Source organism: Vibrio sp. R11-SG3-ISO9, from assembly GCF_059834255.1.
The window spans coordinates 414849-436898 of record NZ_JCBDGU010000056.1; the positions used below are offsets into that span (position 1 = coordinate 414849).

The window sequence follows — 22050 nt, forward strand, 5'->3', positions numbered from 1 at the left end:
AACAAGATCTCGGTACTTTGATAGCCATGTTGCTAATCTATATACACTTTCAACCTGCTCTGAGTTCACCTTGGCCAACAAAATATCCCGTTTCTTCACCCCTTTTGTTATCGCTTCACTGTCATTGGGTGCAGCGGGCTTTGCTGCTACTCACTTATTGGCAGAGCAATATCAGCAACGTCTGGTTGGTGAACAGCTGCAAGAAGCCGCCAACAAGGCCAATCTTCAACTCGACTCTGAGATCGCCAAGTTCAAACAGGTGCCCGCAATCCTGAGTCACGACCCTCGAATCCTTGGGTACTTTTCAGAGCAGACCTCGGCTCAGCAGCTCAACCTGTTGTTAGAAGAGTGGGCCAACCAGAGCTTAGCCGACACGATCTACATCCATGACGATAGCGGTACCGTGGTCGCATCAAGCAACTATCAAGATCCAAAAACCTTTGTTGGTGAGAACTTTGCGTTTCGTCCCTACTTCAGTCAGGCGATAAATGGCCTCAGCTCGCAATACGTGGGGCTTGGTGCAAGATCGAATGTGCGCGGCTACTTTCTCTCATCTCCTTTATACGTGAAACAAGAGATTGTTGGCGTATTAACGGTAAAAGTAAGCCTAGAAAACATCGAAGAGATCCTAACCAGTGATGGGTTCGATATTGTGGTGCTCGACAACAACCAAGTGGTGTTTTTATCAAGCCAGCCACATTGGCTCTATCACTCCCTTCAACCGCTCACCCCTATTCAGCAACAGCAGATTGCCGAACAGCGTCAGTATGGGTTAGATAAGATCACATTGATTGATGCCTTCCTCGATTTACCACAAGCCGACAACGCTTTGCCGAGTGAGAAATTAAGCAGGATGGGGACATTTAACATCTACCCTGCTGCGGCCAGTAGTCAGCAGTACCAAGTCGTCGCGCTTAAAGGTCGTGACACAGAGATGAAAAAAGTCATGCAGATCGACGTGATATTCTTGGTGATATATAGCCTAGTGCTGTTGATCGCTTGGTCATGGCGTCAAACCTACAAAGCCAAAGTCGCGCTGACTACACTCAACCATAAGCTCGAAGAGACGGTTAATAAGCGTACTCTTTACCTACAACAATCAAACCAACAGCTGCAACAAACCATACACCAGTATCAAGAGTCGCAAAGTAAGCTCAAACAGACGGAACAAGAGCTGACACAAACCGCCAAACTCGCGGTATTGGGAGAACTCTCTGCGAGCATCAACCACGAGATCAATCAACCGCTAGCCGCCTTGAGAACTTACAGCGAAAACAGCCTCAAGCTACTTGAAATGGGGCGCGATGATATGGTGAAAGGCAACTTGGAAAAGATGCTAGCGCTTAACCTATCCATCACCGACATTATTGCACGTTTAAAAGTCTTTACCCGTAAGGTGACTAAACAAGAGAATCATACCGCCAACCTTCACCAAGCGGTCAACAATGCCACGGGAATCTTAAGTGCACTACTGATTAAACACGGTATTACGCTGCGCATGACCTCAATCAGTGACGATATCCAGATCGCGATTCATCCGACTGAGCTGGAGCAGGTGTTGGTGAATTTAATCCACAACGCCGCCCAAGCTCTACACCAGCAACCTAGCCCTCAGATCGGCCTAGATTGGCGGTTGGAATCTGAAACCTGTGTCCTGGATATTTGGGACAATGGCGTCGGCCTTCCGGAATCAAAGCTATCTCAACTCTTTGATCCCTTCTTCACCACCAAACCGGAGGGACTAGGGCTTGGCCTATCGATCTCAAAGCGGATTATTGAAGCGTATCACGGCACGATCACCGCAACGCGGCGCGAGCCTTGTGGCATGGTATTCTCACTAAGAATTCCCTTGCACAACGCATGCAATAACACCTCAAGCACTGATTAAGCGTGCTGATGATAATGACTGATAACAAGGAATGTCGCTTTGACAACCATGCCTGCACTCTATTTTATTGACGACGAACCTGCGATTCGAGATTCCGTAGAACAAGCAATGCTCATTGAAGGCATTGAAATTCGCTGTTTTCCTAACGCTGTAGAAGCGCTCAAGCAAATCCCATTAACCCAAGCGGGCGTCGTCATCACCGATATACATATGCCGGTGATGGACGGCATTCAATTTACCGAACAACTCTTAAAACACAATCCGCACTTTCAAGTGATTGTATTAACGGGTCATGGCGACGTTCAAACAGCCGTTACCGCAATGAAGGTGGGCGCTTGTGATTTTCTTGAAAAACCATTCGTTGTGGACGCTTTAATGGCTGCGGTTCACAAAGCCGCAGACAAATTAGCACTGGTTGAAGAGAACAACCTACTGCGTAAAGAGCTGGCGATGCAGACCCATGTCGGGCCTAAGCTGATTGGTCAGTCCCCCTCTATGGTAGCGTTAAGACGAGATTTAATCACTCTCGACATCCGCAAGGACCCGATGATCATTCTCAAAGGCGACATCGGAACAGGTAAACGAATTACCGCGCAATACACTCACGATTTACACAGTCATCAGAGAGGGGAACTCTACCCTGTAGCCGCGTTCAACCTACCTAAATCGAATCAAGAGACTTTTTGCGAGTTCCTCAAGCAACTGTGCATTAAGCACCGTGGAGGAACTCTCTATATACATGAAACAGAAGTATTAATGTCTCAGCAATGGGAGTGGTTTAAGCAAGTAAAGTCAACGCTGCTTCATGAAAACGAGTGCAATTCAAATGCAACTTGTATCATTATCGCATCCACGACTGTACCCGCTACAATTAAAGGGGAGTTTCGTCAGTTTGAGCTGCTACCACTAGTAAAAAGACCCGAAGACATTGGTTCGCTGTTTAAACATTTCGCGCGAGGTGCGGCAAGTCGATATCAACTGCCGCCCCCAATCATCACCAAACAAGATGTAGAGAGGCTCGTCGCCAAGCCTTGGCCTGAGAACTTGCGTCAACTACGCCAAGAAGCGGAGCTTAGAGTACTCACACAGGCAAAGCAGCCTGAGGATCAGGAACAAGATAAGAGTAGCGAAGATGAAGGGGCGTTCGATACGACGATTAAACAGCTCTCGCTTAGCGAACGTACCGACAACTTTGAGCAAATCATTTTGATAGAAGCCTTACATCGTCATCAAGGCATGCTCAAAGAAGTTCAACAAGAGCTTCAAGTCTCTCGTAAAACGCTTTATGACAAACTACGTAAGCACCAACTAGATAAAACAGATTTCAAAAACCGATGAGTGATTAAACATTTATAAATACAACGCTTTATGGGAACAAGATCTTAACATTTCTTAAAACTAAGAATACACTCAATAGGCTTGCACCAAATTTCGCAGACAAGGATTGTTATGAGCCAAAAAAGTTACAACAAGCTGAACGATACCGAACTTGAGTACGTCGATGATAAAACAGCGGCACTGCTACTCAATACGCCAACCAGCGCGCGTATCATGCTGTGGGTTATCGTTCTATTCTTTGTTGCTGCGATCGGATGGGCGGCTTGGGCCGAGATTGACAAAGTCACGGTCGGCCAAGGCAAAGTCATCCCCTCTTCTCAAATTCAAGTAGTCCAGAACCTTGAGGGCGGTTTGGTGAAAGAGATCCTTGTAAAGGAAGGCCAACAGGTACAAAAAGGCCAGCAGCTACTCCTTATCGATGATACTCGTTTCCGTTCCGACTTCCGCGAACGCGAACAACAAGTGGCCAACCTGACTGCAAGCGTACTAATGCTTTCTGCGTCTTTGACCAGTGTGGTGATTGACGAAAACTTCTCTGTCGACAATTGGCAACAGAGCGTCACACTCAACTACGGCAAACTGGCATTCCCACCACAGTTTATTGAGCGACAGCCTAATCTGATTCAGCGCCAGAAAGCCGAATACCGCCAAGACCTTAATAATCTTCGTAACCAACTCTCTGTTTTTGAACAACAAGTTGAACAGAAGCAGCAAGACTTGGTAGAGGTGAGAGCCCGTGTCGATAACCTGCGCCAAAGCTACAACTTTGCTCGCAAAGAACTGGATATCACCAAGCCGCTTGCTGATGAGGGTGTGGTACCGCGTATCGAGCTTCTTAAACTACAGAGACAAGTGAACGATACGCGCCGTGAGCTGACCTCTAGCGAGCTAAAAATCCCTGTACTACGCTCGGCAATCAAAGAGTCTATGCTCAGCCGCGTCGATGCAGCACTTAAATTCCGTTCAGAACAGCAAGAGAAGCTTAACCAAGCGCAAGATAAACTCTCTGCTCTTACCGAATCTGCTGTTGGCCTAGAAGACCGAGTCAATCGAACCGTGGTTATCTCCCCTGTTACAGGTACCGTCAAAACCTTAGGCATCAATACCGTTGGCGGTGTTATCCAGCCAGGTATGGACATTGTTGAGATTGTACCTACCGAAGATTCGTTGCTTGTAGAAGCCAAGATTGCGCCACAAGACATCGCCTTTTTACGTCCAGAGCTACCAGCCATTGTTAAGTTTAGTGCTTATGACTTCACCAAGTATGGTGGTCTAGAGGGCGTGTTGGAGCACATCAGTGCCGATACGACTCAAGATGAAGAAGGTAACAGCTTTTACATCGTGCGTGTGCGCACCGAAAAGTACAGCTTTGGGCACAACGAAGAGCTGCCAATTATTCCGGGCATGACTGCATCGGTTGACATTATTACGGGTAAAAGAACCGTTCTAGATTACATGTTGAAGCCGATACTTAGCGCTCAAAACAACGCATTGAAAGAGTAAGGGTGTGTGATGTTTTCCCCTTTCTACACAGATAACTGCCGCAGTAACAAGGCAGTTTGCCAATGAAGATTCGTTCCACAGTCGCGTTGCTGGCATTGATATCGTCTTGTGCATCATTTGCACTGAACACCACTGAGCAGCGCTGGGTGAGTGCGGTCTCTGAAACCTATGGTCAAAGGGCTGCTAAACGCGTGGAGACATGGCGATCGAATATCGACCAGTTTAGCACTCAAAGTGAAACGCAAAAATTGGAATCGGTAAATCGATTCTTCAACCAACTCTACTTCGTCGACGACATCGTGCTGTGGGGTAAAAAAGATTACTGGGCTACGCCACTCGAGTTTCTAGGAAGTAATGCAGGCGACTGTGAAGACTTCACCATCGCTAAATACTTTTCGCTACTGGAACTCGGTGTACCCGACAAAAAATTGAGACTGGTCTACGTCAAAGCGTTGGAGCTGAATCAGTTCCACATGGTACTAGCTTACTACTCCACGCCCAGCGCAGAACCCGTCATTTTGGATAACTTGAATCCAGAAATTAAACGAGCGTCAACTCGCAGAGACTTACTGCCGATATACAGCTTTAACGGTAAAAACCTATGGCTAATGAAGTCTTCAGCAGGAAACGGACAGCTTGCAGGTAAATCATCCAGATTGAGCTTGTGGAACGATCTTCGTTCACGCGAGCGCTCTCTAAAATTAAACAAACCCATTATCAATTACGATGAGTAGGTACAATGACTTTATATAAACAGCTTGTAGTCGGGATGGTAGCGGTCTTTATATTACTGATGACGTCAGTATTTATGATCGAATTTAATACCACTCGAGGCCACCTAGAAGCGCAGCAGCGCTCAGAGGTAAGCAATACCATCAATACCGTTGGTTTAGCGCTAGCTCCTTACCTAGAGGATAAAGACCCAATCGCGGTTGAGTCGGTCATCAATGCATTGTTTGATGGCAGCTCCTATTCGGTAGTAAGGCTCATCTTCCTTGATAGTGGTGACGACATCCTGCGTTCATACCCGGTAAAGCCGAGCACAGTGCCTAGTTGGTTTACTTCGCTCGACCTGTTTGAGCCGATTCATGACCGCCGTGTTATCACTAGTGGTTGGATGCAGTTGGCTGAAGTGGAAATTGTTAGCCACCCGGGCCCAGCCTACTCACAGCTTTGGCAATCTTTTACTCGCCTAGCAACCGTATTTGCTCTTATTTTTGTGATTGGTTTATTGGCCATTTCGTGGATCGTAAAACGATCGTTGAAACCACTCGACTTGATCATCGCCAAAATGAACCAGATTGCGAAGAACCAATTTGGTGAACCCCTTGCACGACCAAAAACTAAAGATCTGATCTTAGTCGTAGATGGTATTAACCATATGTCGACGCAAGTTGAACAAGCCTTTAAGAATCAAGCTCAAGAAGCTCAGCGCCTGCGTGAACGTGCCTATATCGACCCAGTATCGCAACTCGGTAACCGTGCTTACTACATGTCTCAACTCAACCAGTGGTTGGCGGAATCCAGCGTCGGTGGCTTAGCGGTTCTGCAAGCACAGTTCATTGCTGACGAATACGATGATAAGGGTTACCAAGAAGGCGATGCACTTGTCCACGACTTAGCAGAGCACTTACAAGCCTCTATCTCATCACCAGATCTAACCATGGCTCGTATTTCAAAAGATGAGTTCGGCTTTATCTTGCCAAATATCGATGAAAGCGAACTCAAACTCATTGCAGACAGCATCGTTAACTGTGTTCAAGGTTTAGGCTCCGATCCTACTGGGACGGCTCGCGCTAATATCTCACTTGGTGTGACTCACAGTAGCCAAAGCAAAACTAGCACAGAAATCATGTCGCTGGTGGATAACGCCCTCTCTATAGCAAAAGCGAACCGTGAAATGAGCTACGGCTACATCACCGCTGATGATCACGGCGCTGTGATGGGTAAACAGCAGTGGCGCACACTGGTTGAAGAAGCAATCATCAATGATCTCTTCACCTTCCGTCTGCAAGCGGCGAATAACAGCTTCGGTAAAACTTTCCACCAAGAAGTGTTCTCAGCGATTGAAAAAGACGGCGTTCGCTACAGCGCGGCTCAATACCTATTTGCACTTGAACAACTCGGTGCCAGTCATGAACTTGATCAGTACGTGATCGAGAAAATGATTGAGAAGCTACACGCTAAAGAGATCACTACCCCAGTGGCTATCAACATCTCAGCAAGCAGTATCTCAGAACCAAGCTTCATCCGCTGGGTTGGTGAAACACTAAGCAAAAATGCATCTATCTGTGACATGCTGCATTTTGAAATCCCTGAAAACTGCTTCGTTAATGAACCGCACTACACGGCACTACTGTGTACCGCAATACGCAACACCAACGCAGTATTTGGTGTTGATAATTACGGTCGTAACTTCCAGTCTCTGGAATACATTAATGAGTTCCGCCCAGGTTACGTTAAGTTGGACTACCTCTACACCCACAACTTGGATGATGAGAAACAGAAATTCACTCTAACGTCGATCTCTAGAACGGCGCATAACTTGGGTATCACCACCATCGCCTCACGTATCGAGACCCAAACGCAGCTTGATACATTGTCAGACAACTACGTTGAAGTGTTCCAAGGCTTCATCGTTGATAAGTAGTAAGGTGGTTATTTAATGCAAGATCCATTACTGAATTCGCTGATATACGTCAGCCGATACTACGGTCTAGCAAACTCCCCAGAGGCGCTCGTCAACGGGCTGCCTCTTGCGGATGGTAAACTCACCCCCTTCCTGTTTCCTCGTTCAGCAGAGCGCGCAGGGTTAGTTGCCAAAGAGAACCGCTCAAACCTAGAGAGTATTCCAGAACTGATTCTGCCAGCAGTGCTGCTACTCAAGCAGGGCGAAGCGTGTGTTCTCAACCGAATTGATTTTCAGAAACAAGAAGCAGAGATCATTACCGCTGAAAGTGGCATGGTGCCGATTCTCATTCCGTTGGAAGAGCTAAAAGCACAGTTTATTGGCCGCTACTTCCTAGTTAAAAAACAGTTCCGTTACGATGAACGCTCACCTGAGATTCTGAAAACGCGTCACGGTCATTGGTTCTGGGGCACTATCTGGGAGTCGAAAAAGATCTACCGTGATGTGTTGATCGCCTCGATTCTAATCAACCTGTTCGCGATTGCTGCACCGATGTTTACGCGCTTGGTGTACGACAAAGTGGTTCCCAACCTCGCCTTTGAAACGCTCTGGGTATTGGCGAGCGGCATCTTTGTGGTGTTCACTTTCGATCTACTGCTCAAATTAATGCGCAGCTACTTCATCGACATTGCCGGTAAAAAGTCTGACATTCTGATCTCTTCGAAGCTATTTAGTAAGGTTCTCGGGATTCGTATGGAAGCGAAACCAGCCTCCGTGGGTGCTTTCGCCAAGAACTTACAAGAGTTCGAATCAATTCGAGAGTTTTTCACTTCAGCGACCATAGGTTCTCTGATTGATCTCCCTTTCGCGATTCTGTTTCTAACTCTGATCTGGTTGATGGCTGGCGATCTGGTGTATGTACCGATTGTCGGTGTCGTAATTCTGGTTATCTACGCAATCATCATTCAAGGGCCTCTGCGCCGCACTATCGAAGAAGGTTCTCGGCTTGCTTCGCAGAAGTACGCGAACCTTATCGAAAGCTTGGCGGGTCTAGAAACCGTTAAGCTCTTCAGTGCGCAAAGTCAGTTCCAATTCCGCTGGGAAGAAGCGGTAGCGCACATGGCAAACTGGAATATTAAGAGCCGCCGAATCACCGACAGTATCCAGAATACAGCCGGGTTCGTTCAACAAAGTACTAACGTAGGTATGATCATCTTTGGTGTGTACTTGATTGCCGAAGGCGATCTCACCATGGGTGGTTTGATTGCAGCAACCATGTTGAGTGGTCGTGCGATTGGTCCACTAGTTCAGCTCTCTATTCTTTCGACTCGCTACAACCAAGCCAAGTCATCGATGACGTTGATCGAGCAGGTTATGGATATGCCTGATGAGCAAGAAGAAGGTAAACGCTATATCCACCGCCCAATCATTCAAGGCCACATTGCACTGGATAAAGTGACTTTCCATTACCCTGATTCACCAATCGCATCAGTGCGCGACCTCAGCCTCTCGATTACCCCGGGTGAGAAAGTTGCCATCATCGGTCGTATTGGCTCGGGTAAGACAACACTAGAACGGCTTATTATGGGGCTGTACAAGCCGACAGAGGGCCATGTACGCATTGATGATACCGATATGGAGCAACTGCATCACGTCGACGTACGTCGTAATATAGGCTGTGTCCCTCAAGACAGTAACCTCTTCTACGGTTCCGTTCGTGACAATATCACTCTAGGCCGTCCGTTGGTGGATGATCGAGATGTGATGGACGCAGCCAACCGAGCTGGTGTAACGAACTTCACTCAGCAAGATCCTGCTGGCTTAGAGCGCCAAGTTGGTGAAGGTGGCGGATTGCTATCAGGTGGACAACGTCAAGCTGTGGCTATCGCTCGCGCTTTCCTAGGCCGTCCTCCAGTACTGTTGATGGATGAGCCAACCAGTGCGATGGATAACCGCTCAGAGATGCACATCAAGCACCAACTTAATCAGTTGCTGCCGAGCGAGACACTTATCCTTATCACTCACAAGACGTCGATGTTAGATGTTGTAGATCGTGTGATTGTAATGGAGAAAGGCTGCATCATTGCCGATGGACCAAAAGCCAAAGTACTGTCTGACCTTAAACAAGGGAAAGTGAGAGCAGTCAGCTAAGTCCAAATAAGGATTAACCTTTCAACCTAAATGTAAAAAGGAGCCACTGGCTCCTTTTTTATTTCTATCGTTCTCTGCTCATAAGAATTAATGACGTAGCTACAGCTGTTCCCCAATGTCTTCTTTTTCCATCTTGAACGAACATTGAATCTCATATTGGTTAAACGAGAACACACTGCCACCATGAGTGCGCTTAGTCGTTACGGTTTCATCGCCATATTGAATCGTCACACGGGTATAGACCTTCTCATGCGCCTCGACAGTACACTCTTCAAGTAACGTATCAAATTCAGCCTCAAGGGTATCAATCTGCTGCTTAGTCGATTCAATCGCTTGGTTGTTCTGTTCCTTCATTGACTCTATGCGCTGCGCCTCTTCGTCTGTACGCTCCGCTTTAGGTCGCTTTTTGAATTCCAACTCTTGGCGAATCACATCCATGGTTTTCTCTTGAGCTGCTTTATAAACGTCTCTCAACGCACCCATCTTCTGCTTGTAGCTGTCATAGCGAGCAAAACAATGAACTTTAGTAGCCGTATCGCCCTCAACGCCTAGGAAGACACACTCCACTTTACCACCGACTTTCGCTTCACCGCCGCTTAACGTGCCGTGCTTCTTCATTCCATCAACGACAATCAAATCGTGACCACAGCGTATCTCATTACTCATACTGTGTACTGTCAGCCTAATGTCAGTACCTGCTTGTAGCTCTGAGTACTGAGCATAGCTCGCTTCAATAGCCCCCTTGGTCAGCACCTTACAGCTTTTACTCTCTCCCTCTTTAACCGTGTGACCAATGATACCTTTCGCGACTTTTATATCTCCTTGGGCTTGTACTTCGGCTGATTCAATAAACCCGCCAACCGTAACACTGCCCGTCGCCTTCACCACCATGCCCGGGTCGATGTTGCCGGACACAAATACATTCCCTTTAAACTTAACGTGCCCGGTTGCGACACTGACGCTGTTTAAACACAACGCCTCATCAACTTCGATGGTACGCTCTTTAATAAGTGGGAGTCCTGAACAGTTTGCGACAAGAAGATTCGGATCATCAGAAGAAATGGTTGTTCCTTTGCCGGGCTTGAGCAGGCTATCTTTACCAGGGAGTGGCGGAAGAAGTTTTCCTTGAACAGTAAAACCAGCAGTACCTTTGGTTGCTGGCGTACGCCTCATTACGGGATCGTTTTCTCCGACTGTAATGGTTTCGCCCAAGTCTCGCATATCGATTTTGCCAGACTCTTTGCTACGTGGTTTAAGGACCTGGTGAGTAATGTCAGGAACGAGCGCTTCAAATTTTGCGTCTTTCCCTTTTACGGGTTGTTTACCTTGAGCAACGGCTTGGGTGAACTTCTCCCCCGCTTTGAGTTTGTTGCTCATCACTAGCACCTTTTTCAATGCCAGTTTATTGATTCCTTTGGTTACATGAGCCTGAGCAAGTGCATGTACAATTTCAGCACCTCTTAACCCACGCCCTGCGTAAGCACCAGTAACAGTAATACTTGCAAGCATCTCATCGTCAGATAGCTCTACGACCATACTTGCATTACGTACTTCAGCGACAGCCACGCCTTCATACGCTTCACCCTTCCCCTCTTTTGCTAGGTTCACGAAGCGAATGATTTCATCGTCTAAAGGATAGAATTGGCTAGCTTCCAATTTCTCTAATGATGCAGGAAGCTCTTTCTGGTCAAAACTGCTGTCCACGACAAAGCCAGATTGCAAACGAGCAATCACTTCATTTCCGTCCTCAGACAATGTAACTATGTTGTCCCACATACGACTGCCACTTCCTTAGCAAAAGAGTATGATTTCAGTTTATAGAAGATACTGTTTTGTGAACATATTCCTTTTTCAATAACAAGGGATAAGTCACTTTACTCAATATTTTCTCAATAATGAGCTACTACACATCAATTGGCAACTTATTGACTTAAAGCATTAAATTGATCTGAAGGGCATCATCAAAGGTCAATTATGTGCTGGCATGCAGGATATTCTCCTGGTGCTCAACAAACCTAAGTTCAGTATTGCTAGTATAATTCACGATATTTTCAAGTTGTCAAAAGAAGGCAGAAGAACGAGGAATACGCTTTGAGGAATTGAGTTTACAGTGTAAATTGAGTTGTCATTCAGTTTACACTGTAAATCGATTATTGAGGCTGTTTAAATGGTGGCGCTATTTACACTGTAAATTGGAAAGCAGTAATCCAAGATCGTGTCGAAGAGCTGATTCGGTTTGCTTACGACCGGCAAGATTGGCTAACTCACTGCACTCTGTCCAAGTTCTTTTCTGAACAACTTTCCAAAGCAGTAAATCACTCGTTTGCTCTAGCTGCACTTTATCCAAGTTATAGATTAAGTTCTCTAGCATGAAACCAACACTATCAAAGCTGTTCCCTCCATCAACGTAATAACCGAGTAGAGGATTAATATCCTCAACCAAAAGTTGACGTGGTTGAGAGGATAGCAATGAACGCACAATGACTGGTTCAAGCGAGTGGTATGTCGTGGACAACAGATAACGAAGGCCGGAGTAAAAATAGAGACTCCCTTCCTCAACCCAATGACGACTTTCTTCATTCAAAGTTCGACACATCAACAATGAATGACAACCGCTCGACTGATCTCGCTGGTGGCCAAGGTGTACTGAGACGAAGCCATTACTGCACCAGAAGTCGACTAGCTCACCGGTCGCGCCAAAGCTCGTTGCCAAATAATCGAACTCTGCATTTGCTTTGACCAAGTGGGCAATCATTCGATGTCCCAAGCCCTGCCCTTGGATATCAGGGTGAACAGCAATTCTCATAATTCGAATGCATTTCTGCACTGCAGCTTTATCAAGACCTAAATGGTTAGCGAGAAGTGTCGGAGCCAGATGACCGCGAGGGCGACGCTTACCAAGCTGAACATCTTGAATAAGTTCATGTGACAATGCGCCCTCTTCAACCGTTAGAATGCACCCCAAGCAATGCTGGTCTGAAAACAGTGCGTACAGTGACATTTGAGGGTTGTCTAAAAGTTGAATCAAGTCATTAGGCGACGTTTGATAATGAGCGCTGACTAGTAAACCAAAACACTGAGTCAAGACCTTAGGGTTGTCGAGTAGCGTTTGTTTATCAAACTGATGCCAAGACAACCCTTCAAGTTCGACATCCTTTGGTAGAGCCTCGATATCAGAATCCAACAAGAAGGTATCAAACAACCAACTTTCCAACGGGTCGTTTACGTTCCAGCGTATTGGCTGTTCAAGTTTGAACGAGCGCCAGTTAGGGCGTTGCTCAGACAGCCACTTTTCAAACTTGATACCAAAGCCTCGTCCACTGCCCTCATATCCGTGAACCGTAGTTGAGAAAACCATACGATGATAGCTTTCAACCATACGTTGCAACATTGGCAACGGAATTGCTGCGGCTTCATCAACCAACAACAGGTCACAATCGGGTTGTGTTCTCAATACTTCGTCCGGAGCAACAAAGACAATTTTGCTTTGTTCATGGACGAGCGTATGTCGATTCTCCATAGAAGAGCTAGGAAGCAACTTCTGCGCATGTTCAAACAGAGGCTGTATCGCTTTGACGTTCGGCGCAGTGACTACAATCGTGACTGAGCTTTTAGCCTTAATAATATTAGCTGACGCGATACCCAGCGCGGAGCTTTTACCACGACCACGGTCAGCAGTTAAAACAAGTGGGCGCTTGCGATGACCAAACATTACTTTTTCAATCGCTTCGATAGCGAGCTTTTGTTGCTCATACTTATCGAAACCATCTGGTGTGACAACCACTTCAGGTAGCGCCGGCATTGCAGATACGTCAGCCACTTCAGAACCTTCTGACAGCGCCTTTTGCGATAAACAGATAAGCTTATCAAACTGACGTCTCAGCCAAACTTGCGATAAAGTAGTTTCATGGTCTGCTGGCGGGATGACAAATAACACCCCTCCCCCAACTAGCGCACCTAATGCCGCGGTAAAACTATTTGCATCAAACCCTGTTCTAAAATCACAAATCAGAACTTGGCACTCTTGCCCTAATAATTGTTGGCCTTTATTGAAGGCGATATTTGTAGCGCCGGCTACGCTTAGTTCACCCAAAACAAAAGCCGTGGGGCTGTCTAAATCAGAGAGATAAGACTCAAGCTCTTGAGATTGCCACGCTTGATCGCCTTCGAGTAGGACACCATAGCGGTGGTTATTATTTAGGGCTACTGTGGAGAGTTGAGTTAAGAAAGGGAGAGTCGTCATAAATTGCGTCCAAATTCGTCTAAACACAGTTTATCACAGGTAAATAAAAAGCCGCATCAAGCGGCTTTTAATCGGTAAGTGAGGAGCTTAGTTCAGTTTAGATTGAACAAAAGCGAGAATTTCTTCCATAGTCGCATCATCAACTTTTTTAAGATTCAATGCCAGGTTAGCGCCTTTACGACTGTAAGAAGCACGGCCCTTAACAAGTTCAACTTTTGGCGTTGTCTTTTTCGCTGGTGCTGGCGCAAGTTCAGAAATCCAGTTCTCTAGTGTTTCTGTCACATCTTTAGTCAAACGAGTAACACCTTGAGCGTCGCTGCGCTGCCAAACAAAACCATCTGTTGCATCGCATTTAGTTAGCAAGCTTTGTTGCTGTTCTTCGTTAAGGGCACCAAATTGCTTGTGCAGTTTAACGATTGTTGGACGACCTAAATCGCTCACATTTGGGTATGCTTGTAACAGCTCTAACGGAAGTGATGCGGCTTTCAATGCGCCACTCACTAATGCTTCACTACACTGGAACATTTTCGCCAATGCTTTTTGGTCCTCAGCTTCGCCTTTATCTAGCTTAGCTTGCATCTCTTTACCTTTCTCATAAAGAGATAGAGGTTTGTGTGCGTTAGCCACATCAGAAAGGAACTTAGCATGTTCACCGTTAATGTTCTCTGCTACATAGATAAGAAACTCTTTGTCAGCAAGAATACAAGACATACGACGACGGCTACCGTCTAGAACCTCAATCTTGCCATCTTTGTTCTTACGACCAACGGCAGGATATTGTTGTCCGCGTTCTTTAAGAGTGGTTAAAACGTCAGAAAGTGCATGTTCGTTTAGGAAAGATTGCTCACGAGCATTCTCTTCGAATACGACGGTTTGCGTTGCAACTTGGTCAGCAGGAATACGTACCAGCTCAAAAGAAACCATTTGTTCACCAGCAACAGCCAGTTCAATGACTTGAGCCTGTTCTTTTGCTGCGGTTTGAGCTTCTTGAGGAGTCGCTACTCGACGCTTATTCGCTTTACCAAATAGCTTTGCATTTAGATCAGATGTTTTAATTGCCATGTTAATTATCCCTGATTAAGTGAAGACCAGTTGCTGTGTAATACACGCTCTAGTTCAAGCGCACTCTTTTGAACGGCATCTTGAGCGACAGCAAGCGTCTTCTTACCACCCTCAAAATCACTTGTCGTTAAGTCGAAAACCGTACTGTAGGTATCGGCACAAGTTTCAAATGCACGACTACGAGGAATGGTTGCCATCATAACTTGGTCATTCAACAGGTAATTCATCTCAGTTAGTACAGAAACCTGTTTCTTGTTGTCATCTTCAAACATTGTTGGCATCAAGCGAATGAACTCAAGCCCTTTCCAGTCGTCTGGGAACATCTCGTAAACTGTTGGTAGATGCTGGAAAAAGTTAACTGTTGATGCCCAGTCCAGACGTTTTGCAGCACATGGGATCAATAGTGCGTTCGATGCGTACATTGCATTCCATACCAGCGGGTCAACGTGAGGACCTGTATCGATCATAATGACATCGAAGTCGTCAGCGATTTTATCAATCAACTTCTCTTTCAATAGACGAACAATGTCCAAAGACTGATCTTGAGAAAGGCTTTGCCAAGCTTCCGCATTGAACATTGCATCTTCCGGGAACGCTGACACAGTCTTCAAATTTGGGTATTGCGTAGGAAGTAGTACGTTCTTATGTAAGAACTCAGCGTCAACTTCTTGCCCTTCAGGAACATTGTCCAGCATGATATCAACCGCTGAATAGATGCTGTCGTGCTCTGCACCACTAATTTGAGGGTTCAAAAACAAACGTAAAGAGCCCTGTGGGTCAAGGTCAATTAGACAGATGCGGTAGCGCTTATCCAAGTTAAGAGAGAGACAAGCAGCCAAATGTACAGCTGTCATCGATTTGCCGGTACCGCCCTTCTGGTTCTGAACGTTGATTATCCAAGGCTTATTATCTGCGTGTTTCTTACGTTCATGGAACTTAGCAACACCCGCAGCATCCATTAGCATGTGTGCTTCGGTAAGAGAAATTGAGTAGTGGTTGGCGTTATTCTTTGTGAACTGGTGACCTTCAGATTCAAGCTTTGTGATCGCTTCGTCCAACTTACGACGTGTCAGGCCAGAGCGTGTCTCCATCATCGCCTTAGACATTGGAGGAAAGTGTTCATCACTTCGCTCTTCTAAGATGATCTCAATTCGGTCAGCCTGAACTTGTTGAGTCTGTTCGGCTAGCTGATAGAGCTTATCAATCGTTTGTTCTCTTTTCATTGCCAATTTCCGTTATGGTTAACTTAGTTAGAATTGTACAGCAAATAACAATAAATCCAACAAAAACATGAACATCCATTTATGAGTAAAATCACATAAAATTGATGGTATATGTTGTTTTCTATGTTAGGAGACCTGCCTAGGTGAACAAAAATAACTCAAAACATTTACTGTAACTACCAATGTAAAGTCACACATTTAAAGTGTTACATTGTCACCAATTTACAATGTAAATGAAAAATTGGCCGTTTTTCTCGGAACGATTGAAATTCAAGCACAAACTACGGCGAATGTGATTTCTACTGAAAAAACAGTTCATGAATAGTAGAAAGAAAAAGTACATTCGATTCTAGCAGCTAACAACAAGCATGAATCTAACGATGGTCAATATCAGAATGACATTATTTGCGTTTCACCAGTCTCTGAAAACGGAACGATGATCAAGGAGGCTTCTATTTTCATGCTTTCGTCAAACACAGTATTATGAAGCATGATCAAGGGGAGTTGACTAAACATAGGGTCGTGACGAGCTGAATTTGGACAAGATCCATTTACGGAAAAATGATCAAGAGTATACGACTCCGGAAGCATGTAATTTTAATGCTAAATTACGGAAGAATGTAGACAGACTGGGCTTTGAGCTCAATTCTCATGTTTCTACTTGATAAATCAATCGACACACAACTGAAATACAAATGTCATTGAATATCCTGATCATGCTTCCAACAGAATATTCAAACCAGCATCAAACCAATAATCTATATTTGAAGCGCAGAATGCGTTTAAACATGCAACAATTGTGGCTAGTTGTTATTAAAACAGGCCTTTCCATGATCATTGTTCCGATAAATACACCAAAATTATTACTCACATTCGATGTTCAGCGTACATAGTTTAACCGACGTCTGTGGATAAGCTGTAGAATGCTAATGATCATGCTTTCGGAACTATAATGATCATAGTTACAAGAACTTAGTGATCATTGTTCTGTGGTTTATTGATCATGCTTTCCGAGTTTCTTTGATCATGTTTTCGGACTTGTTATGATCATGCTTTCCAACGGTTTTTATTTTTATCCCAATTATTCAATAACTTACACGCAACCCGAGCGCTAGATCATTAGATCACTTAATCATTTAAGATCAGATTAATCAAAAAGATCAGTTATTTAAAAGATAATAAATTCTCTTTATTTATGATCATTTTTTCTTTATTCTTCAGGAACTATAGTGAAATTACGGCTAGTGTGATACGGATCAAAGATGAAACCAGATGAAAAGTTACTGATTAAGGCAAGAAGCCATAAAGATGGTCATTTATTTGAGGTATCAGAAAGCGCAGTAGAATGGATAGAGCAGTATCAACACTTTAAGGGAGTCACTAAAAGTATTGTTGAGCTCCTTAATCTTATCTCCTTGCGTGGCTTTAGCAGTAAAGATGGTTATGTATCTACGACCGAGATCATCGATGCGACAGATGGTCAGGTTACTCGTGCTGCTCTTCAACAACGACTCAGAGCAGCCGTTAACATTGGTCTCTTTAAGCAGATCCCTGTTCGCTTTGAAGAAGGTTTAGCTGGAAAAACCATGCTTCATCGCTTTGTTAATCCGAATCAACTGATTTCAGTACTCGGTGCCACCAGCTTAGTGACTGAAAGCGTTAAACAGAACGAAAAACAGAAGCGTTCTAAAGCGTTGGCTCAAACACAAGTCAACAAGCGTTTGCTGAATGAACATGGTCTGAATACTCCCCCAACGATGAAAGATGAAGCGGATCAGTTTATTGTCTCACCAACGAACTGGGCCGGTATTATTGATCAAGCGTTAGCGCCGCCGCGTACTCGTAAAAGCTATCAAAAATCGATGGTTTCGATCTCTGGAACACGAGCTGTGATCGAGACAAGATCATCGAAAAACATCATGACTGTTGACGATCTCATGACTCTTTTTGCACTGTTTACACTGACCGTGCAATATCATGACCACCATCAAGATGATTATCATCTTGATGCGAAATCAACACCAAACAAGACGCCGTTATATATTACCGACATTCTTTCTTTACGTGGTAAGAAGGACAGTGGTCCTGCTCGCGATTCTATTCGCGATAGTATTGATCGTATCGAATTTACCGATTTCCAATTGCATGAACTGACAGGCCGTTGGTTGAGTGAAAATATGCCTGAGGGCTTCAAGAGTGATCGATTCCGCTTCCTAGCACGCACAATCACTGCATCGGAAGAAGCGCCGACAGAAGGCGCTGACGGTGAAATCCGTATCAAACCGAATCTATACATTCTTGTTTGGGAGCCATCGTTTTACGAAGAACTCCTCACGCGAGACTACTTCTTCCTATTTCCACCAGAGATCCTGAAGCAGCATACCTTGGTATTCCAGCTCTACTCTTACTTCAGAAGCCGTATGGCACGCCGTCATTCAGATTGTATGTTGCTAAGCGAACTTAACCAGAAGCTCGCAAGAAACATCGATTGGCGTCGTTTTTCGATGGATTTGATCCGAGAATTAAGAAAGTTGGGTGAAGTCAGCGATCAAGACGATACTTTCTTAGTGAATTTATGGGGTTACCATTTAACGATCACCTCAATGATCGAAAAAGACAAAACCGTCGATTACCAGGTGGATATTAAATGTAACGTCGAAGAAGTATTGCGCTATTCACGCGCTCGTACCACCAATGCGGGCAAACGTAATATGGCGCCGACACTACCAAACCCTCTGCGTAACGAAATGGTTTCAAAACAGAAACTAGAAGAATTGTCAGAGATCATCGATGGTGAGTTCGAACCGATCCAACGAAAAGCCCCTTCGCCTCGTGGTAAATTAGGGCGCCGAGTTAAGCTGCGTAAACACTCTGTAGAGATCAATGCTGATGAAATTACCATTACTCTCTCAAAATATACCTCTCCAGAGGCTCTAGAACGCAGTATAACGGCTCTCTCCGCTATGACAGGGCATTCACACGCCTCGATTAAAGAAGAGTGTTCAGAGCTCGTAGAGAAGCTCGATTGGTTGAGAGTTGCGGAAGAAGTGATTCCGTACGAAACGCTAAGTCGTACTATCGAGCTGTACAACGATCGTGATACCAATAAACATCTATCGATCGAACGTTTGATTTCTGGATTGGCGGTAAGACGCAAAGTGTGTAAACAGATCCACGAAGGGCACCTCGACGAAAACGTCTTTTTAGCACTGGATGAGATGGCTATCGGCCACTAAATTTGTGGGCGGAACAGGCATGAACGGATAGAGTACGAGGTGAGTAAACAGTGACGTAATGAATCGTTCAATGAAATTGATTGGATATTGATGGTAAATCCACCTAACGCTGACAATTCACTGACATTGGCCATGAGGAAGCTGGTTATTATTTATCCCGAATAGACAACCTTTTGTCCTTTCTTATGATTAATAGATTGGCTCATATTTTGTTACATCATACTGAATAGATTTTTCGCGAGTTCCACTGGAGCTCGCTTTTTTTTGCTTATAAATCAGTAGGTAAACTCACTAACAACGAAATTAGTCGGCTATTGATCTTGTTTGATTATCGAAAGCATGATCAAGAGTGAGATCGAAACGCCCGTTAATTGCCTTGATCATCTTTCCGTTATCAGTGGGAATAAGAGGAGTGACCTACTTGATCACGGTTATGAGGGTGGTGAGTCATGAATTTCACATGTGATTCGATCAGCCTTTCCGATTCGCTTTGCCATCGCGGATCCTGTTGTTGGTTGGCAAACTCAAGTGCGAGCACACACAAATGCTGCATGCGTTTACTGCACCAATCACGAAGCTCCGTTTCAGCTGTTGCGTCGCCCGACACTGCCTGAAGCTTACTGTAGGCAAACATCACAAACTGAAAGGCCTTCTCTGACTGGTCGGTAGTGGATTGTTTGTAGTGGGTATAAACTCGTAAACAGCCATCGAGCCAACATGCAATGGCCTTGCTCTGTTTATCATCAATCAACGGCCCCCAGATCGCGTCTGGAGGCGTTAAGATCAGACTTTCAAGTTTACTTACTTGATCATGCTTTCGAGAACGATACCAATTTTCGATGTTCTCTAACCATGCGTCTAGTTCATTCATGCAACACTATCCCAATGTTTTACATAGTGATTTTCAGCAACTTGATTCACCTTATGCTGAATAATACTGCTTCGCTCGCGCACGAGATCCGCGTCTACCGAATAGTTTGGTTCATTTTTTACCAGTTCGCCAAATGGAAGATCAGGATCTGGTACCGCTGAGATCAGCAGCTTAGTGTATGGATGTTGCGGGTTGGTGAGGATCGATTGGGTTGAGCCCCACTCGACGATCTGCCCTTTGTACATCACTGCGGTCTCTTCAGCGATATAGTGAGCAGTAGCAAGATCATGAGTAATATAGAGAAAACCGATACCAAGCTCTTTCTTCATTCGTTGCATTAGATTGAGTACACCCAAACGAATCGATACATCGAGCATTGAGGTTGGTTCGTCAGCCAAGATGACTTGTGCGCCAACACCTAGCGCTCTTGCTAGGTTAACACGCTGTCTTTGGCCTCCACTGAGTTCATGTGGATACTTAGCTAAAGTTTCGATAGGAAGCTCAACCAGCTCTAATAACTCCTTGAGGCGGCTCTCAAGGGCTTGTTTAGAGTCGACCTGTTTGTGAATCTTAAGTGGGCGAGTTAGATGATGTTCAATGGTATGGGTCGGATTGAGTGAGCCGAATGGGTCTTGGAATACCATCTGTACCTTGCTGCGGTAGTCGAGAACCTCTTTACGACTCTTGAGTGTAGAGATGTCCTGACCATTAAACAAAATCTCACCTTCAGTGGCAGGGTAGACCTTGGTCATCAATCTCGCGCAGGTGCTTTTACCACAACCTGATTCACCCACCAGCGCTAGAGTTTTCCCCGCGTATAGGTCGAAGCTGACCCCGTGTAGCGCTCTAAAAATCTCTTCTTTGCCCAATCCACCACCGACAGTGAACTCTTTAACGACGTTTTTAACTTGGATAATTGGCTGTTGCATCATGCTCTCCTAGCTCGCAATCGCGTGTGACTGTTCGTGAATGTTTGGGAATGAACTCCACAGTTTTTGGGTGTATTCATGTTGTGGGTTATTGCGGATCTCATGCGCGTCGTTGACCTCGACGATTTGGCCATAGCGCATAATGGCAATGCGGTCACACAACTGACTCATCAACGCTAAGTCGTGGGTGATGAAGAGGATAGAAAAGCCAAACTCTTCACGTAGTTGGTGTATCTGCTGCAAGATTTCTCGCTGCACTACAACGTCAAGCGCCGTGGTCGGTTCATCCATGATGATCAGCTTAGGGTTGAGTGCCAGTGCGATGGCGATAACAAGGCGTTGTCGCATCCCACCACTAAACTGGTGTGGATACTCTGAGAGGCGATTGCGTGGAATGTTCACCAGGTCTAAGAGCTTTTCGGCTCGGTCTTTAGCTTGCTCGTCGCTCATCCCTTTATGGTGGCGAAGCACATCGGCGAACTGCTCTTGAATGGTTAGGACTGGATTGAGCGAGTTCATGGCACTTTGGAATACCATGGCAATCTCACTCCAGCGCAGAGTGTTAAGTTGCGAGTCTGAGAGTTTTAGAAGGTCTTGCCCATCAAACAAGATCTCTCCACCGGAAATAAACGCTGGCGGCTTGTGTAGACGGTTAATGGCAAAGGCGATGGTGCTTTTACCGCAACCAGACTCACCGGCGAGGCCAAAAATTTCCCCTTTGCTAATATGAAAGCTCACGGATTTCACCGCATTGAAGTCACCATCGTCGGTGATGTAGTCCACGCAGAGGTTTTTTACCTCAATCAATGGCGTGCTTTTTAGTTCACTGGACATAGTTATCGCTCGTTATGATATTGATAATAATTATCAATATCATGTTGTGCTATTAGGGAAAGCGGAGAGCATAGAAATGTTGAAGTGACTCGTAATTAATTTGCACCTGTTTGCAGGAATTTTCAGGTGAGGAAATGAGTTGT

General features: G+C 45.3%; 14 protein-coding genes. 7 read left to right on the forward strand and 7 right to left on the reverse strand.

All coding sequences use genetic code 11. The annotated features are described in order from the left end of the window. Positions 1-70 precede the first annotated feature (70 nt). The 6 genes from AC6R05_RS22795 (at position 71) to AC6R05_RS22820 (ending at position 9509) form a co-directional block, all read left to right on the forward strand. The gene (locus AC6R05_RS22795) at positions 71-1888 is read left to right on the forward strand and encodes a sensor histidine kinase (RefSeq protein WP_500648744.1); all 1818 of its coding nucleotides are present in this window, start codon (positions 71-73) and stop codon (positions 1886-1888) included. Positions 1889-1936: 48 nt separating this feature from the next. Continuing rightward, on the forward strand, positions 1937-3226 hold the full coding sequence (locus AC6R05_RS22800) for a sigma-54-dependent transcriptional regulator (RefSeq protein WP_500648797.1): 1290 nt from the start codon (positions 1937-1939) through the stop codon (positions 3224-3226). A 111-nt stretch (positions 3227-3337) separates the two neighbouring features. Further along, positions 3338-4729, forward strand: a complete 1392-nt coding sequence (locus tag AC6R05_RS22805) for an HlyD family type I secretion periplasmic adaptor subunit (RefSeq protein WP_032553750.1) — start codon at positions 3338-3340, stop codon at positions 4727-4729. Between the two features lie 62 nt (positions 4730-4791). Continuing rightward, positions 4792-5463 (forward strand): transglutaminase-like cysteine peptidase, encoded by a 672-nt coding sequence (locus tag AC6R05_RS22810; protein WP_500648745.1) that lies wholly within the window; start codon positions 4792-4794, stop codon positions 5461-5463. A 5-nt stretch (positions 5464-5468) separates the two neighbouring features. Then, positions 5469-7379, forward strand: coding sequence for a bifunctional diguanylate cyclase/phosphodiesterase (locus AC6R05_RS22815; protein ID WP_500648746.1), 1911 nt, complete (start codon positions 5469-5471; stop codon positions 7377-7379). A gap of 15 nt (positions 7380-7394) precedes the next feature. Next, the gene (locus AC6R05_RS22820) at positions 7395-9509 is read left to right on the forward strand and encodes a type I secretion system permease/ATPase (RefSeq protein ID WP_500648747.1); all 2115 of its coding nucleotides are present in this window, start codon (positions 7395-7397) and stop codon (positions 9507-9509) included. A gap of 99 nt (positions 9510-9608) precedes the next feature. On the opposite strand, the gene AC6R05_RS22825 is transcribed toward AC6R05_RS22820, so the two are convergent. From AC6R05_RS22825 to AC6R05_RS22840, 4 genes are all read right to left on the reverse strand, one after another. Next, entirely contained in the window at positions 9609-11285 is a 1677-nt protein-coding gene (locus tag AC6R05_RS22825) for a flagellar assembly protein A (RefSeq protein ID WP_500648748.1), read from the reverse strand. Positions 11286-11685: 400 nt separating this feature from the next. Next, positions 11686-13752 (reverse strand): tRNA(Met) cytidine acetyltransferase TmcA, encoded by a 2067-nt coding sequence (locus AC6R05_RS22830; RefSeq protein ID WP_500648749.1) that lies wholly within the window; start codon positions 13750-13752, stop codon positions 11686-11688. Between the two features lie 87 nt (positions 13753-13839). Then, a complete protein-coding gene (locus AC6R05_RS22835; RefSeq protein ID WP_032553740.1) occupies positions 13840-14814 on the reverse strand; it encodes a ParB/RepB/Spo0J family partition protein in 975 nt (324 codons plus the stop codon). A 5-nt stretch (positions 14815-14819) separates the two neighbouring features. After that, entirely contained in the window at positions 14820-16037 is a 1218-nt protein-coding gene (locus AC6R05_RS22840; protein ID WP_285465865.1) for a ParA family protein, read from the reverse strand. A 1262-nt stretch (positions 16038-17299) separates the two neighbouring features. Between AC6R05_RS22840 and AC6R05_RS22845 the strand changes: the two genes are divergently transcribed. Further along, positions 17300-19273 (forward strand): replication initiator protein RctB domain-containing protein, encoded by a 1974-nt coding sequence (locus AC6R05_RS22845; RefSeq protein WP_032553738.1) that lies wholly within the window; start codon positions 17300-17302, stop codon positions 19271-19273. A gap of 394 nt (positions 19274-19667) precedes the next feature. Here the strand turns inward: AC6R05_RS22845 and AC6R05_RS22850 are convergent, their stop codons facing one another. The 3 genes from AC6R05_RS22850 to AC6R05_RS22860 are packed head-to-tail and all read right to left on the reverse strand — an operon-like array spanning position 19668 to position 21907. Further along, positions 19668-20144 (reverse strand): transcriptional regulator, encoded by a 477-nt coding sequence (locus AC6R05_RS22850; protein ID WP_500648750.1) that lies wholly within the window; start codon positions 20142-20144, stop codon positions 19668-19670. After that, a complete protein-coding gene (locus tag AC6R05_RS22855; RefSeq protein WP_261884011.1) occupies positions 20141-21073 on the reverse strand; it encodes an ATP-binding cassette domain-containing protein in 933 nt (310 codons plus the stop codon). The genes AC6R05_RS22850 and AC6R05_RS22855 overlap by 4 nt, the downstream gene beginning before the upstream one ends. A gap of 9 nt (positions 21074-21082) precedes the next feature. Beyond that, positions 21083-21907, reverse strand: coding sequence for an ABC transporter ATP-binding protein (locus tag AC6R05_RS22860; protein WP_150896935.1), 825 nt, complete (start codon positions 21905-21907; stop codon positions 21083-21085). Between the last annotated feature and the right edge of the window lie 143 nt (positions 21908-22050).